General features: G+C 70.8%; 11 protein-coding genes and 1 pseudogene. 9 read left to right on the forward strand and 3 right to left on the reverse strand.

Going from position 1 to position 16423, the window contains the following annotated elements; genetic code table 11:
* The 3 genes and pseudogenes from D7X96_RS35520 to recR form a co-directional block, all read left to right on the forward strand.
* Nucleotides 1-738 (forward strand): annotated as a pseudogene (locus D7X96_RS35520) (DNA polymerase III subunit gamma/tau); the annotation flags it as partial.
* Nucleotides 739-836: 98 nt separating this feature from the next.
* Nucleotides 837-1154 (forward strand): YbaB/EbfC family nucleoid-associated protein, encoded by a 318-nt coding sequence (locus D7X96_RS35525; RefSeq protein WP_120551982.1) that lies wholly within the window; start codon nucleotides 837-839, stop codon nucleotides 1152-1154.
* Nucleotides 1155-1160: 6 nt separating this feature from the next.
* Entirely contained in the window at nucleotides 1161-1754 is a 594-nt protein-coding gene (gene recR, locus D7X96_RS35530) for a recombination mediator RecR (RefSeq protein ID WP_120551981.1), read from the forward strand.
* 9 nt (nucleotides 1755-1763) lie between these two features.
* Here recR and D7X96_RS35535 read toward each other — a convergent pair whose 3' ends face one another.
* The 3 genes from D7X96_RS35535 to D7X96_RS35545 are packed head-to-tail and all read right to left on the reverse strand — an operon-like array spanning nucleotide 1764 to nucleotide 7116.
* Complete coding sequence (locus D7X96_RS35535; protein WP_121771734.1) at nucleotides 1764-3557, reverse strand: protein kinase domain-containing protein; 1794 nt, start codon at nucleotides 3555-3557, stop codon at nucleotides 1764-1766.
* Nucleotides 3558-3560: 3 nt separating this feature from the next.
* Nucleotides 3561-5522, reverse strand: coding sequence for a FecR family protein (locus D7X96_RS35540; protein WP_121771735.1), 1962 nt, complete (start codon nucleotides 5520-5522; stop codon nucleotides 3561-3563).
* A 28-nt stretch (nucleotides 5523-5550) separates the two neighbouring features.
* Complete coding sequence (locus D7X96_RS35545) at nucleotides 5551-7116, reverse strand: carboxypeptidase regulatory-like domain-containing protein (protein WP_244219834.1); 1566 nt, start codon at nucleotides 7114-7116, stop codon at nucleotides 5551-5553.
* Between the two features lie 223 nt (nucleotides 7117-7339).
* Here D7X96_RS35545 and mglB point away from each other — a divergent pair, with 223 nt between their 5' ends.
* The 6 genes from mglB to D7X96_RS35575 form a co-directional block, all read left to right on the forward strand.
* A complete protein-coding gene (gene mglB / locus D7X96_RS35550) occupies nucleotides 7340-7819 on the forward strand; it encodes a gliding-motility regulator GTPase-activating protein MglB (RefSeq protein ID WP_002637270.1) in 480 nt (159 codons plus the stop codon).
* Nucleotides 7820-7830: 11 nt separating this feature from the next.
* Nucleotides 7831-8418 (forward strand): gliding-motility regulator Ras-like GTPase MglA, encoded by a 588-nt coding sequence (gene mglA, locus D7X96_RS35555; protein WP_014394794.1) that lies wholly within the window; start codon nucleotides 7831-7833, stop codon nucleotides 8416-8418.
* A gap of 108 nt (nucleotides 8419-8526) precedes the next feature.
* Nucleotides 8527-9303, forward strand: a complete 777-nt coding sequence (locus D7X96_RS35560) for a dihydrolipoamide acetyltransferase (protein WP_121771737.1) — start codon at nucleotides 8527-8529, stop codon at nucleotides 9301-9303.
* A gap of 12 nt (nucleotides 9304-9315) precedes the next feature.
* Nucleotides 9316-11721: a tetratricopeptide repeat protein gene (locus tag D7X96_RS35565; RefSeq protein ID WP_121771738.1), complete on the forward strand. Its 2406-nt coding sequence runs from the start codon at nucleotides 9316-9318 to the stop codon at nucleotides 11719-11721.
* A 7-nt stretch (nucleotides 11722-11728) separates the two neighbouring features.
* Nucleotides 11729-15145 carry a tetratricopeptide repeat protein gene (locus D7X96_RS35570; protein ID WP_121771739.1) on the forward strand — a complete coding sequence of 1139 codons (3417 nt, stop codon included), beginning with the start codon at nucleotides 11729-11731 and terminating at the stop codon, nucleotides 15143-15145.
* Nucleotides 15142-16423, forward strand: a 1282-nt coding sequence (locus D7X96_RS35575; RefSeq protein ID WP_121771740.1) for a tetratricopeptide repeat protein, incomplete at its 3' end; no start/stop codon positions are given. The genes D7X96_RS35570 and D7X96_RS35575, both read left to right, overlap by 4 nt.

The following is a 16423-nucleotide window of genomic DNA, read 5'->3' on the forward strand; positions in this document are numbered from 1 at the left end:
CCTCCGGCCCCCGCGGCCGAGCCCGCCGCTCCCACCGTGCGCATCACCAACATGCGCAAGCCCGAACCGGTGGCTCCGCCCGAACCTCCGCCCCACGGCGACGAGGAAGCGGACGAGCGCATGTTCCCGGAAGAGGGCTCCGCCGAAGGCTGTGCGTCCGGCGAGTGCATCCCCGTCGCGCAGCCCGCCGCCCCGGAACCGGAGCCGCCGGAACCCGAGCCGCCGCCCGCGATGGCGCCCGTCGCCACCAGCCGCGACAACCCCAACCGCCCCCTGCCCGAGCGCTGGCGCGCCGCCGTGGAGACCGTGAAGGCCGCGTCCGTGCGCCACGGCACGGCGCTCGCCAACGGCCGCCTCCAGTCCATGCGGGCGGGTGAAATCGTCCTGGGCTATCCGCCCTCCGCCGCCTTCCACAAGGCCGCCGTGGCCGCCCCCGTGGGCAAGGCCACCGTGGACGCGGCGCTGGCCTCGCACTTCGGCAAGGCCGTGAAGCTCACCATCGTGGACGTGCCCCAGACCCAGGAAGCCCTCCCGGGCGGAATGGGGCTGAGCCTCTCCGAGGTGGACACCCAGACCCGCAACACCCACGAGAAGACCACCGAGGGCAAGGTGCGCTCCCACGCGTCCGTGCGGGCCATCCTCAAGATGCTGGGCGGCGAAATCGAGCACATCCAGGTCTACGAGCCCGAGCGGCCACCGGCTAACCTCCCGGACGTCCCGGCCGCTCCTGACGACTGACAACGCCGCCGGGCCCCGCTAGGGTGCGCGGACCACGTCCCTGCTCCGAGCGGCGCCATGCCGGCCCGCGCTCCCACGACTGGGGACCGAGGAAGCACATGCCCGGCATCGACCTGAACTACTTCATCCGGCAGGCGAACAAGCTCACCGAGAAGATCGAAGAGCGGAAGAAGCAGCTGGCGGAAGAGACCGTCGAGGCGAAGTCCGGCGAGGGCCGCGTGACGGTCGTCGCCAACTGCGTGCAGGAGATCCGCAGCATCAAGATCGACAAGAGCGCCATCGACCCCAACGACCCGGGGATGCTCGAGGACCTCATCACCGCCGCCGTGAACGCTGCCCTGGCGAACAGCCGTCAGCACATGAACGCGGAGCTGGCGAAGATCTCCGGCGGCGTGAAGATCCCCGGCATTAATTAACGACGGATGACTCCCGATCCGCTGAACCGCCTGGTCGCCCAGCTCGCGAAGCTGCCGGGCATTGGTGAGAAGACCGCCCAGCGCCTCGCGTTCCACATCCTGCGGGCGCCGGGCGAGTTCGCCGTCGACCTCTCGCAGGCCATCCGAGAGGTGAAGGAGAAGGTGCACCTGTGCGTGCGCTGTTTCTCCCTCACCGACTCGGAGCTGTGCGGCTTCTGTCGCGACAACCGCCGCGACGAGCGCGCCCTGTGCGTGGTGGAGACCTACTCCGACCTGATGGCGCTGGAGCGCACCCGCGAGTTCAAGGGCCGCTACCACGTGCTGCACGGCGTGCTGTCACCGCTGGAAGGCGTGGGCCCGGAGCAGCTGCGCATCAAGGAGCTGCTCCAGCGCCTCAACGACAGCCGGGTGGAGGAGATCATCCTCGCCACCAACCCGGACATCGAGGGCGAGGCCACCGCGCTCTACCTCACGCGCCTGCTCAAGCCCATGGGCCTGCGGGTGACGCGCATCGCGCAGGGCCTGCCCATGGGCGGCGACCTGGAGTTCGCGGACCAGGCCACGCTGGCCAAGGCGCTGTCCGCCCGCCGCGACCTGTGACGGCGCGGGCTACTGCGTCACCTTCCACGAGAACGGCATCAACACCGTGACCTCCTGGTCGCGGTGCGCCGGGAAGCGCAGGCTCTGGGCCTGCGCCTCCAGGCAGCGCCCCACCGCCGTGGACGCCAGCGGCCCGCGCGTGCCCGCGCGCACCTTGCCGGAGGACACGATGGTGAGCTCCACCTGCACCTCGCCGGAAGCCGCCGGCAGGTCGGACTTGTAGCGCTCGAAGCAGCCCGTGATTTTCGAGCGGCCGCCGGACACCACGCGCTGGATGTCGTCGATGCCCAGCGACACGGGCTCCTTCGCCGCCGGCTTCTTCCCCGGCTTGCGGCCGCGCGTGTCCTCCGCCTCCGCACCGTCGTCCACGGGACGTGAGTCCGTGACGGAAGCCGCCACCGCGACACCGCCCGGCGTCTCGTCCGGCACGTTCGCGGGGGGAGGACTCTCGGGCTTCGGGGCCTGCACGGGAGGCGCCGGCGGCGTCGCATCCACCACGGGCGCGGGGGCCGGCGGCGGCGCGACGTTCGTTCCGGCACCACCGGGCCGCGCGACGACGAACGCCACCCCGGCGGCCATCAGCGCCATGCCCCCCACCACTCCGGCAATCCAACGCCGGGACGCGGGCTTCGCCACCGGCGCGCTCGGCACGACCTCCGGCACGGGCAACGCCTTGTTCTGCGCGGTCAGCGCCCTCACGCCAGTGCCGCTGGGGCGGGACACCTGCGGACCGGCGACGGGCGGCAGGACGGCCGTGGACTCGGAGTCCATCGGGCGCGCGGACGTGAGCGTGGCCATCGTGGGGATGCGCGTCTTCTCCGTGACGCGCTCCTCGCCGAAGTGGTTGCGCAGGAACGTGCCCAGCGCCGGGGGGCTCGCGGCCCCGCCCTGGAAGTCCGAGGCGAAGGTCTCCAGCGCTTCCGCGAAGTCCTCCGCGCTCGCGTACCGGTCCTCCGGCTTGATGGCCATGGCCTTGAGGATGATGGCCTCCAGGCCCTCCGGCAGGTCCGGCCTCAGCGCGCGCGGCTTCTCGAACTCGCCCTGCAAGAGCGCGTTGAGCACCGCCAGGTCGTTCTCACGGGAGAAGGGCCGCACGTGCGTGACGGCCTCGTAGAGGCTGACGCCCAGGGAGAAGACGTCCGCGCGCGGGTCGACCTCCTTGCCCTGCGCCTGCTCCGGCGCCATGTAGATGTATTTGCCCTTCACCACGCCCGTGCGCGTCTGGACCAGTCGCGACTCGGCCTTGGCGATGCCGAAGTCCAGCACCTTCACCTGGCCCTGGTACGTCACGTACAGGTTGGACGGGGACACGTCCCGGTGCACCACGTGCAGCGGCTGGCCCTGCTCGTTGGTGAAGGTGTGCGCGAAGTGCAGGCCCCGGGCCGCGTCGATGAGCACCCGCATCACCACCGGCAGCGGCACGTACTGCCGTCGCCGGCCCGCGAGCCGCAGCGTCGTGGAGAAGTCCTCGCCCGCGAGGTACTCCATGCAGATGTAGTAGCAGCCGTCCGTGAAGCCCAGCTCGTGGATCTGCACGATGTGCGGATGCGACAGCTTCGCCGCGAGCCGCGCCTCGTCGCGGAACATCTCCACGAAGTCCGGGATGGCGGACAGCGACGGCAGCATCCGCTTGAGCACCACGTTGCGCTCGAAGCCGTCCGCGCCCAGCAGCTTGGCGAGGAAGATCTCCGCCATGCCGCCCTCGGCCAGCTTGCGCACGAGGACGTACTGTCCGTAGGGCTGCAGCAGCGTGGCCGTGGAGGCGCCAGCGGGATCCGGAATGGGAACGTTGGGCTGTGCCATCCCTCAAGGTCCTCGCGCTTTCAGGGTGCGCACCGTGAGTACGTCCGGGGCACCAGGGCGCGTCATCTTAAACACCAGCAGGGGGGGCATTCCCATGGGGGGCACCCACGTATCGAAGCGGTGCTTGGCGTCCAAGGGCACGTCCCGTCCGTTGATGGACAGGCGGGCATTCACCGGCGCCACGCCCGAGGCCCGCACCTTCTCCGCCGCCGGCCCACCCTGGCGCGGGCTGTCCACCACCAGCCCCACCACCGAGTTGTCGTAGACGAGCTCCAGCTTGTTCATCCGTCCGCCCTTGAGGGCCGCGCCCGCCTGCGACAGCGGCGTGACGGACCACAGGTAGCTGCCCTCCCCCAGCTGCCCCGCCTCCAGCGCCGCGCGCGTCTCCGACACCGTGCGCTGCACCACCGGCGTCGCCAGCGAGCCCGCCTTGTACACCGCCACGCGATAGGTACGGGCCTGCGGTTCCTCGCCGTAGGTGAACGTCACCGCGGGGGGCTTGTCCTGGTAGAAGATGGTCGTCTTCTCCGGCCCCTCCGGCACCACGTTGCGCACGCGCGCGAGCGAGCTGGTCGGGGACTCCGGAGCGAAGTGGACGCTGCCGGCCGCCACCTTCGTGCCGTCGTCCTTGCGCACCCGCCAATACAGCGTGCCCCGGGCCAGCGCGGACACGTTGACGGAAGGACGGTGCACGCGGCCCCAGAGCACCGGGCGCTTGAAGGCCGCGTCCTGCGCCGCCTCCACCACCGCGTCACCCTCGCCGTCCCAGGTGAGCGCCACCTCCTGAAGACCCCGGTGGAAGACCTCCGTGCCTTCGCCCGGGCGCACCGCCACCACCGCCGCCTCCAGCGGCTCCACCTTCGCGTTGCCGTCCGAGCCCACGGTGGCGCGCTCACCGGCGCGCAGCTCCTGCCGCGCCTCGCCCCGCCGCAGCGTCACGTCGCCCGTGTGCGCGGCCACCTGCATGACGGCGCCGGTGCGGCGGATCTCCAATCGCGCGCCACTGCCGGACTCCACCGTCATCCCCGGCAGCACCACGCGGCTCTCGCGCCCCATGGCGAGCTGCACGGCCAACAGGCCCTGGAGCAGGTTCACCCGCGCCTCGTCGATGGTGCCCTGCTGTCCCGCGCTCTCCAGCACCGCCTCCGCGCCCGGGGCCAGGGTCAGCACCGTGCCGCTGTCCTTGAGCGACAGCACCGCCTCGCCGCCCTTCGTCCGTACGCCGTCGCCGAAGGCCAGCACCTCGCCCTCGCGGCGCACCTTGCGCCAGCGGCCCGTATCCTTCGCCTTCACCTCCGCGACACCCGACGTCGCGCGCACCGTCACCGGGATGGGCGCCAGCTCCACGACGCGCGGGGCGGACGTCACCTGGGCGCGCTCGCGGCTCAGGTCCACCGCGTCGCCCTGCGCCGCGCGCAGCGTCTTGCCGTCCTTGGAGACCAGCTCGATGGCGCCCAGCTTCACCTCCACGCGCGCCGAGTCCTCCGCCACCGCGACCTTCACCTCGGACGGCTCCGGCCCCACGCGCGTGAGGCCGAACGGGGTGAGGATGTTCAACGTCACCTTCGAGCCCGCGCCGTCCGCCTTCGCGGGCACGCGCGACAGCACGATGCCGCGCTCCACCTTCATCACCACGCCCGTCGCGTCCGAGCCCAGCGCGAACCGGCCCTCGCTGCCCACCTCCACCGTCCGGTCACCCGGGAAGCGCACCGTCGCGGATCCGCTCTCACCCGTCTCCACCGCGTCGCCCGCGAGCAGCGGGCCTTCGACGGCCGGGCCCACCTTGCCGCCGCGCTCCAGGCGCACGTCGCCGGACAGCCCTTCCAGGCGGCCAATGGGAACGACCACGCCCGCGTCCACCTCCACCACCGCTGGCGGAGGTTTCGCCGCCTCCTCGCGTTCACACCCCGAGCAGCCGGAGAGGAGGACGAGCAGCGACAGCGCCAGGACGCGGACAGGACTCACTGAAACCTCGACGACGGACGGGCGTGATTCACCGGCCCCTCGGGAACAGATCCACGTTGAGAATCGCCTGCTCGCCCTCGCGCACGGTGACCACCTTCGTCTGGGTCCGGTGCCCGGGTGCGGACAGGGTGATGCGGTACGTGCCGCCCCGGACGCGCGCGGTGAAGGTGCCGCTCTTGTCCGTGCGCGTGCGCACCTTGGCCTGCGGAATCGTCACCGTCGCCACCAGCGGCTTGCCGTTGCGAGCGCTGCGCACCTGGCCCACCAGCGTGGCCTGCTCGCCCTTGCGCTCCTGCGACAGCACCACCACCAGCTCCGACGTCTGCCCCGCCACCACCACCGCCGCCTCTTCCGTGGCGCGGAAGCCCGGCGCGGACATGGCAATGGCCACCGGTCCCGGCGCGAGCCCTTCCAGCAGCACCTCGCCCACCATGTTCGTGCGCAGCAGCGCGGTGCCCCAAACGACCTTCACGTCGGGAACGGGGACGCCGCTCTTGCCCTGCACCACCTTCACCTTGAGCGAGCCCGTGGCCGGCGCCTTCTTGCGCAGGCGCAGCTGCACGGGCGCGCTCTCCTCGGCACCGGTGACGGTGGCGACCGCGGTCGCGTCCTCGTAGCCCTCCACGCTCGCCTGCGCGGACTGCGAGCCTTCAGGGAGCAGGACCCGCAGCTGTCCCTGCGCGTCCGCGACCAACTCCTCGTCCGTGCCGGGCGTCTTCAACGAAGGCACGCGCACGTGCGCGCCCGGCAGCGGGGCGCCCGTCTCCGCGTCCACGACGCTCAGCGCGACGAACGCCTGGCGCGGGCCATCCACGGGCCGCGACGCCCGGCCCACGCCCGCCAGCGCCACCTCGAAGCCCAGGCCCATCCGGCGCATCCGCTGCTCGGAGCGCAGGCCGCTGGCCTCCAGCTCCATCGTGTCGTGCGCCTGCTGCACGTCCAGCAGCAACCGCCCCGTCCAGCCGTCCCGGCGCACCACCGGATACGACAGCGCCGCGCCCACCACGTAGCCGGACGACGACGCCTTCAGCCCGTCCGCCGCGTGCGCGGACAGCGTCAGCGGCACCTCGCCGCGCGCCTCCAGCTGAAGCTCCGCCGGAAGCGCCACCACCACCCGCCCGGAGAACAGCGCCGCGTGCCGCACGCCCCGCTGCAACACCGGCGCGTAGGTGAACCCGCCGAACAGCGGCAGCTGCGCGAAGCCGTACCCCGCGCCCAGCTCCAGCCACACCGGCCCCAGCGACAGCCGCCCGCGCGGCCCCACCGAGCCGCGCACCAGGCTTCCACCCGTCACGCGCGACGAGGCGTCCCGCAGCTCGAAGGCCTCGCGCTGCAGATCCACCTGGCCGCCCAGGTACGCGCCCGCCCAGCCCATCAACGTCAGCGCCACGTCGTTCGGCGTCAGCCCGGAATAGGTGAGCCCGGGCCCTACATCCACCTGCTCACCCTGACGCGAGGACAGGCCATAGCGAAGACGCAGCGAGGCGCGCTCGGACTCCGGGGCCTGCGCACGAGCGGCCCCCGCGCAGGCGAGCGCCAGGGCGAGGACGGCGAGGCGCGGGAGGATGTCGGTGAGGGGGCTCGGGCGGCGCAAGGCCCGGGAGAGTATAGAGAAGGTGGGCAGGTGTCCCAACCCGCGAAGCCGTGATTCCTCCAAGAAGCGGCGCGGATCACGGCTGGCTTCTTGCTGGAGTGGAACTGCTTTGCTAAGCATGACGGCGGTCGGTAGCGCCTCGTCTAACCTCCGGGATTCACTCCAGAAACATCGGAGCGCCGCCGTGCGCGGGGCGAGCGAACGCTGAGGAGCGCATACGCCCATGGGCACGCAACTGGTGATGTACGAAGAGGAGTTCACCAAGATCAACGCCGTTTGCGACCGGCTCACCAAGGACGCGAACGCGAAGGTGGTCTTCCTCGTCGACAAGAACGGCCAGCTCATCTCCTCGGCCGGCCAGACGCAGAACATCGACACCACGTCGCTCGCGTCGCTGACGGCCGGCAACGTGGCCGCCATGGGCGGGCTCGCGAAGCTGATCGGGGAGAACGAGTTCCCCAACCAGTTCCATGAAGGGGCGAAGGACAGCCTCTACATGACCATCGTGGGCAGCCGCGTGGTGCTGGTCGTCATCTTCGACAACCGCACGAGCCTGGGCCTGGTGCGCCTGCGCATCAAGAAGGCCAGCGACGAGCTGACGAAGATCTTCGAAAGCCTCGTGAAGAAGACCGACAGCCCCGGAGCCGGTTCGCCGTTCGCCGAGATCTCCGACGACGATATCGACAACCTCTTCAGCGAGTAACCCGGGAAGCCATGTCCTTCATCAATTACTCATCCCGCGAAATCAACTGCAAGATTGTCTATTACGGGCCGGGACTCTGCGGGAAGACGACCAACCTTCAGTACATCTACAACAAGACCGCGGCGGACACGAAGGGCAAGCTCATCTCCCTCTCCACGGAGACGGACCGCACGCTCTTCTTCGACTTCCTGCCGCTGTCCCTGGGTGAGATCCGCGGCTTCAAGACGCGCTTCCACCTCTACACGGTGCCGGGTCAGGTGTTCTACGACGCCAGCCGCAAGCTCATCCTCAAGGGCGTGGACGGCGTGGTGTTCGTCGCGGACAGCCAGATTGAACGCATGGAAGCCAACATGGAGTCGTTGGAGAACCTGCGCATCAACCTGGCCGAGCAGGGCTACGACCTGAACAAGATTCCGTACGTCGTGCAGTACAACAAGCGCGACCTGCCCAACGCGGTGACCGTGGAGGAGATGCGCAAGGCGCTCAACCCGCGGAACATCCCGGAGTACCAGGCCGTGGCCCCCACGGGCGTGGGTGTGTTCGACACGCTCAAGGCCGTGGCCAAGCTGGTCCTCACCGAGCTGCGCAAGGGGGGCTGACCCTCCGCCTGCTGTCCTGCCCGGCGGGTCATCCCCTACCGGGCAGCCCTCCACAAAGGGTGGTATGACCTCGTGCCGTCGGGCAGAGCCGCCTTCCGAGGTCGTACCGTGCGCGTCACAACCGCCACCTTTCGTCTCCTCGCGCTCCTGAGCGCTGGCCTTTCGGGGCCGGTGTTCGCGCAAGGTGCGTCCCCCTCCCCTGCATCCCCGCCGCCGGCCGCCGCTGCTTCCGCGGCCGCCGCCGCGCCCCAGACGACACCCACGGGTGATCAGACGGCGGACGAGGCCTTCACGTCCCGCGTGAAGACGCTGGAGGAGCAGGTCGTCGACCTGAAGGAGAAGATCTACCGCTCCAAGGCGCGCCTGCTGCTGCTCCAGGAGTCGGTGATGGGCGGCGAGCTGTCCACCGGCGCCCGCGCGGTGCTGGTGCACAAGAACGAGATGGGCAACGCGTTCCAGCTGGAGTCGGTGGTGTACGCGCTGGACGGCGCGCCCATCTTCACCCAGGTGGACACGCAGGGAGACCTGAACCGTCACCAGTCGCTGGAGGTCTTCAACGGCCGCATCGTGCCGGGCCAGCACCAGCTCGCCGTGCGCCTGGTCTACCGGGGCAGCGGCTACGGCGTGTTCAGCTACCTGGAAGGCTACAAGTTCAAGGTGCAATCCAGTTACACCTTCAACGCGGAGTCCGGAAAGGTCACCACGGTGAACGTGGTGGGCGTGGAGAAGGGCGGCCTCACCACGGACCTCAAGGACCGGCCCGCGGTGCGCTACGACATCGAAGTGGCCAAGGACACGCGCGCGAACCGGCCTCCGGGTCCGGGGGCTGCCACGGACGGCGCTCCGCCCGCCGCTCCGGCCACCACCTCCAGCGAGCCGAAGTAGGAGCGGACGGCCGTGACCGCGACGCTGCACGCCCTGGCCCTCGCGCTGTCCCTCGGGGCCGCGCCCGCTCCGGCGCCCCAGGCCTCCAAGCCGGGAGCCCCGCTGCCGCCCATGCCCGCCTCGCTGAGCTCGCGCGCGGCGCCGGTGGAGGCGGTGGAGGCGCAGCTGCGCGCCGCGGAGCAGTCCCTGCGCTTCGTGGAGACGCAGTTCACCGAGCGCCCCGAGCCCAGCAGCACCGACTCGCAGCTCAAGCGCTTCTCCGAGGGCGAGGTCTACTCGCTCCTGGGGGACTGGGCCGCCGCGTCCGTCCTCTTCTACGACCTGGTGAGCGACCCGGAGTTCAAGGCGAACCCGCGCTACCCGGAGGCGGTCTTCTACCTGGCGGACGCGCTCTACCAGCAGAAGAACGACATTGGCGCGCGGGTGTACCTGCGCGACGTGCTGTCGCTGCCCCTGACGCCGCAGCGCTACAAGGAGGCCGTGAGCCGCTACCTCGCGGTGGCGGGACGGCTCCAGCAGTTCGAGGGCATCGACGCGTACGTGGAGAAGGCGCGGCAGCTGTCGGGCGGCGTGCTGGCGCCGGACATCGCCTACGTGCACGCGCGCGGCACCTTCAAGCGCATGGATTTGACGCCGGAGGAGCACCAGAAGCGCTCGCGCGCGCTGTTCGCCCCGCTGGCGCAGACGCCCGGCGCCTTCCGCGTGCAGGCCATCTACCACCTGGGCGTGCTGAGCGTGCAGAGCGGGGACTACCCGGCCGCCATCGCGCAGTTCCAGCGCATCGTGGGCAGCGGGCCGGATGCCGTGGTGTCCACGGGCATCGCGGAGGCGGAGGCCCAGCGCTTCCGTGAGCTCGCGTACCTGTCGTTGGGCCGGCTGATGTACGAGACGGGCCGCTTCGACGAGGCGCTGGACCACTACGGCCAGATTCCGCGCGAGAGCGAGCGCTTCCCGGAGTCGCTGCTGGAGGTCGCGTGGACGTACGTGCGCAAGCAGGACTTCACGCAGGCGAAGAACGCCACGGACATCCTGCTGCTCGTCGCGCCGGACTCGCAGCTCGCGCCCGAGGGACGCATCCTCCAGGGGCACCTGCTCCAGAAGCTGCGCCAGTACGACGAGGCGCTGGAGACGTATGACGGCGTGGCCAACATGTTCCGGCCCGCGCGCGACAAGGTGGACGCGCTCCTGCGCGTGAACCAGGACCCGGTCGCGTACTTCGACAACCTGCTCGCGCGCAACGAGCGCTCGCTGGACGTGAGCACGCTGTTGCCCCCGCTGGCGCTGAAGTACGCGTCCACGCAGAAGGAGGTCGCGGACGCGGTGCGGATGGTGGGCGACCTGGACAGCGGCCGTCAGGGCGCGGGTGATGCGAAGGCCATCGCGGAGCGCATCCTGGAGGCGCTGGACGCGCGCGGCCTGGAGGCCTTCCCGGAGCTGCAGGAAGGCTACGTCCGCACGGAGGCCGCCGACACCGCGCTCACCGCCGTGGAGCAGGCCCTGGTGCAGGCGGAAGCCGGGCTGGTGGAGGAGAAGCTGACGCCCGCCGAGCGCGAGAAGCTGCTCGTCGCCCAGGGCGCGCGCGAGGCCCAGCGGCTGCGCTTCGAGGCGCTGCCCACCACCAACAAGGAGCTGGAGGAGCGCCGCGCGCGCATGCAGGCGAAGGTGGACGCGGTGGACCGCGAGGCCTTCCGCGTGGGGTACGAGCTGCAGAGCCTGCACGCCAACGCCGCCGCCATCCGCAAGTGGGTGGAGGACACGCGCGAGGAGCGGCAGGCGGACCCCGCGGAGGAGCGCGAGTTCCTGGTGCAGCTCCAGGCGGAGATCGCCACGCTGAGGGATTTGCAGGCGGAGTTGGATCGCACCCGCGCCCGGCTCGCCAGCGAGCGCCAGTCCACGGACACGTCGCTGGAGGGCGAGGCCGCCATCCGCGCCCGCTATGCCGCCGCGCTCCAGCAGGAGCACGGCATCCTGCGCGCCGGTGAAGGCCGGCTGTCCGGCGAGGACACCCGCGTGTTGCTCCGCATGCACGCGGTTCGCTCGCGCATCGACTCGCTGCGCGGCCGCGTGGCGGTGGCGCGGGTGGCGCTGCGCTCGCGGTTGGAGCTGCGCGTGAAGTCCATCCGCGACAAGGTGCGCGTGGAGCAGGCGCTGCTCCAGGGCTACGAGCAGGAGGTGGCCGCCGCGTCCGGTGACGCCCGCAACCTGGTGGGCCGCATCGCCTACGAGAGCTTCCGCCGCGTGCGGCAGCAGTTCTACGACCTGGTGCTCAAGGCCGACACCGGCACGGTGGACGTGGCCTTCAGCCGCACGCAGGACAACGCGTCGAACATCCAGAAGGTCGCCAAGGAGAAGGCGGACGCGCTGCGGGCGCTGGATTCGGAGTTCAAGGACGTCCTGACGTCGGAAGGGGGGGACTGAAGAAGCCATGCGCCGCCCTGCCCTCGCCCTCTTCCTGGCCCTCGCGCCGCTGGCCGCCCACGCCGCGAAGGCCAAGGCTCCCAGCCAGGCCGCGAAGAAGGCCACCGCGCCTTCAGCGCCCGCGAAATCCCCACCCGCGCCCGCGGCAACGCCCGCGCCCACCTCACGCTACCTGGACGGCCTGGGCCACACGCCGGAACAGGAGAAGCTGCTGCGCGACGTGAGCCGCGCGCTGGAGGCGTACGAAGCGGAGTCGCGCGACTTCCACCGCGAGGTGAAGCAGCTCATCGAGCGGCGCTACCAGCAGAAGCGCTCGGGGCTCAACAGCGCCTACGAGAAGACGCTCACCGCGCTGGAGTCGCAGGAGCGCACGCAGCGGCTGGACGCCATCGCCCGCTTCGAGGACTTCCTGCGCCGCTACCCGGACGAGCCCCGCGCCACGCCGGACGTGATGTTCCGCCTGGCGGAGCTCTACTACGAGCGCTCCGCGGACGAGCACCAGCTGGCGCGCAAGGACTACGCGGAGCGCGTGCGCACGCTGTCCGACGAGCAGATGATGGACCTGCCGCCGGAGCCGGAGGTGGACTTCACGCCGTCCATCGGCCTGTACCGCACGCTGCTCGCGCGCTTCCCGGACTACAAGCTCAACGACGGCTCGCTGTACCTGCTGGCGTACTGCCTCAACGAGCAGCACAAGGACGAGGAGAGCCTCGCCACCTACCAGCAGCTCACCACGCGCTACCCGAAGAGCCGCTTCGCCACCGACGCGTGGACGCGCATTGGCGAGTACTGGTTCGAGGACGAGTCCGACCCGGAGGCCCTGCGCAAGGCCGCGGACGCGTACACCGCCGCCACCCGCGACACGGAGCACCGGTTCTACGACAAGGCCCGCTACAAGCTGGCCTGGACGTACTACCGGATGGACTGGTTCGAGGAGTCCGTGGACAGCTTCCTGCTGCTGCTGGACCACTACCAGTCCCACCAGCAGTCCGGCAGCAAGGCGGATGAAGGCGACCTGCGCGCGGAGGCCATCCAGTACATCGCGCTGTCGCTGGCGGATGAGACGTGGGGCGGCGTGGCGAAGGCACGCGACCTCTTCGCGAAGCGCGGCGGCCGGCCCTACGAAGCCGAGGTGTACCGGCGGCTGGGCAACGTCTACTTCGACCAGCTCCGCAACCCGGAGGCCATCGCCGCGTACCAGCAGGTGCTGGCCACCGACCCGCTCACCACGGACGCGCCGCGGTTGCAGCAGCGCATCGTCCAGGCCTACGAGCGCGACCGGCGCATGGACCTGTACGCGCGGGAGTCGGAGAAGCTGGCCAACGACTACCTGCCCGGCGGCGCCTGGTACGAGAAGAACAAGGACGACCCGAACGCGCTGTCGCACGCGCAGACGCTCGCCGAGCAGAGCCTCTACTCCGCCGCCGCGTACCAGCACCAGCAGGCGCAGGCCTTCCAGAAGGAAGGCAAGGACGCGGAGGCGAAGGCCACCTACGCCGCCGCGGCGCGCGCGTACGGCACGTACCTGGAGCGCTTCCCGCGCAGCAAGACCGCGTACGCGATGCGCTTCTTCCACGCCGAGACCCTGTTCAACTCGGACGCGTACGGCCCCGCGGCGAAGGAGTACGAGGCCGTCCGCGACTCCAACCAGGACAACACCTACCGCCACGTGTCCGCGCACAACGCGGTGCTCGCCTGGAAGGCGCAGCTGGACGACGACGTGAAGGCGGGCCGCGTGCCGGAGCGCAAGCCGCTGCGCGCCAGCGAGCGGCCCAAGGACAGCCCGCACGCGCCCGTGGCCCTGGCCCCCACCGAGGCCGCGCTGGTGAAGGCCTCGGATGCCTACGTGGCGCTGCTGCCCGGGGAAGAGGTCACGCCGGGTATCGCGTACCAGGCCGCGGAGCTGTTCTACACGCACGACGACTTCGCCCAGGCCCGCCCCCGCTTCGAGCGCGTGGTGCAGGCCTACCCGCGCGACCCGGTGGCCGGCTACGCGACGAACCTCATCATCGAGTCCTTCCTCATCGACCAGGACTGGAAGAGCGTGGAGGAGGTCAGCGCGCGGCTCGCCAGCAACGCGCAGGTGGTGGCCCCCGACAGCGACCAGTACCGCGAGCTGATGAAGTTCAAGCTCGCCGGCCGCTTCAACCTGGCGGATCAGCTGGCCTCGCAGAAGCGCTACGACGAGGCGGCGAAGAAGTACCTCCAGCTGGTGGAGGAGGCCCCGCGCCACGAGTTCGCGGACAAGGCGCTCAACAACGCGGCGGTGGCGTACGAGGAGCTGCGCCGCTTCGACTCCGCGATGAAGCTCTACGAGCGCATCTACCGCGACTATCCGAAGTCGCCGTGGGCGCACACCGCGCTGTTCCGCGTGGCCCTCAACGCGCAGAAGTCCTACGACTTCGACAAGGCCGTCACCAGCTACCAGAAGCTGGTGAAGGACTACCCGAAGGCCGAGGAGCGCGAGGCCGCGCTCTTCAACGCGGCGTCGCTGCTCGAAGGACAGCAGCGCTACACGGAGGCCGCGGCCGCCTTCCAGCGCTCCGTGGAGCTGTACCCCCACGGGAAGAGCGCGCCGGAGAACCAGTACCGCGCGGCCCGCATCCTGGAGAAGTCGGGCGACACGAGGGGCGAAATCCAGGCGCTGGAGGCCTTCGTCCGCAAGTTCGCCAGCAAGCCGGACCAGGTGGAGCTGGTGGTGGACGCGAAGCGCCGCCTGGGCGACGCGTGGAAGAAGCGCGGCAATGCGAAGGAAGCCCAGCGCGCGTACGCCGCCGCCGCGGATGACTTCGACCGCCGCAAGCTGAAGCCGGACACGCAGCCGCGCGCCGCGGAGGCCGCCGCCTACAGCCGCTTCCAGCTGGCCGAGCTGGAGTTCCAGCGCTTCGACGCGCTGAAGCTCAGCGGCTCCGGCAAGGCGCTGGAGAAGAGCTTCACCAAGAAGACCGAAGCCGTGAAGACGGTGGATGCCGCGTACGCGAAGGTCCTGCCGTACAAGCAGCTGGAGTGGTCGCTGGCGTCATTCTACCGGCGCGGCTACGCCCTGGAGCGCTTCGCGGTCACGCTGCTGGAAGCGCCGGTGCCTCCGGAAGTGAAGCGCCTGGGGGATGACGCGGTGGTGACGTACCAGGACATGCTCACGCAGCGCACCGTGGCGCTGGAGGACCGCGCGGTGGAGAGCTACGCAGCCACGCTCAAGGAGGCGCGCAACAACCGCGTCTCCAACGAGTGGACGCGCCGCACGCTGGAGTCCCTCAACCGCTTCCGCCCCAAGGAGTACCCCGTCCTCAAGGAGGCCCGGGGCGCGCTCGCGTCGGACGCGGTGTATCCGGACGGCCTGCTGGGCAGCCTCACCGCGCCGTCCACTCCCGCGCGCGCTGAGCCGGCCCCGGCCACCCGGCTCACGGAAGGGGGCACGCCATGAACGCGGGCCGCAAGTTCGCGCTCACGGGGCTCGTGCTCTGGCTGTCCGCCTGCGCCTCCGGCCCGGAGACGCGCAAGGACTCGAAGCTCACCGGGCCGGAAGCCGGGCCCGCGACGGCCGTCAGCACCGCTCCCAAGCCCGAGGAGACGAAGCCCCAGCCCAAGGAGGCGGCGCCGGTCGCCAGGTCGCTCTCCGGCGCGGAGCGGGACTTCACCAGCGCGGTGGAGGTCGCCCGGCGCGGTGAGCTGACCATCGCGGAGACGGCGCTCAAGGCCCTCTTGGAGAAGTCCCCGAAGCTCGCGCCCGCGTGGACGAACCTGGGCATCGTGCAGGAGCGCCAGGGCCGCTTCCCGGACGCGGAGCGCTCCTACCGGCAGGCGCTGGTGCTGGACGCGGACCAGGAGGCCGCGTGGGACTGCCTGGTGCGGCTGGCCGCGCGCACGGGCCGCGCCGCGTCGCTGGAGGCGGAGCTGCGCGAGGCGCTGGCGAAGCAGGACTCGGTGGCGCGGCGCACGGCGCTGGCCTTGAACCTCCTGCTCCAGAAGAAGCACCCCGCCGCCGTCGCGGAGGCCCGCCGCGCGCTCCAGGTCAGCGAGCAGCACGTGCCCGCCATGCAGGTGCTCGCGCAGGTGTACGCCCGCGAGGGCAAGTACGAGCTGGCCTCCATGGTGCTGGGCAACGCGCTGGCCATCGACGCGCAGGACGCGGCCACCCTCAACGCCCTGGGTCTGGTGCACCTGGGCCTGAAGGAACGGCCCCAGGCGCTGGAGCGCTTCCGCCAGGCCGTCGCGCTCCGGCCGGACTTCGCCGAGGCGCGCAACAACCTGGGCACCCTGCTCAACGAGGGCGAGGACTACGCCGGCGCTCGCGTGGAGCTGGAGACCGCGGTGAAGGCCGCGCCGGACTTCGCCGCCGCCCACCTCAACCTGGGCAACGCGTACCGCGGTGAAGGGGACTTCCCCCGCGCCCTGGCGGAGTACGAGCGCGTGCTCCAGCTCCAGCCGGACACCAGGGACGCGTACTTCAACCTGGGCCTGCTCCACCTGGACCTGGAGCCCGCCGGCATGGACGCCCTGGAGCGCCTCCAGAAGGCCGCGTCGTTCCTGGAGCAATACAAGTCCAGGGGCGGCACCGACGAGCGCACCGCGCAGTACCTCAAGGACGCGCAGAAGGGCATCGACCGGGAGACCCGCCGCCGCGAGCGCGAGCGCAAGGAGGGCCTGAAGAAGGCCGCCGAAGCCGCCGCCCAGGATGACCACATGGGGAAGGTTCTCACGG

Source organism: Corallococcus interemptor, assembly GCF_003668875.1.
Classification (GTDB): Bacteria; Myxococcota; Myxococcia; order Myxococcales; family Myxococcaceae; genus Corallococcus; species Corallococcus interemptor.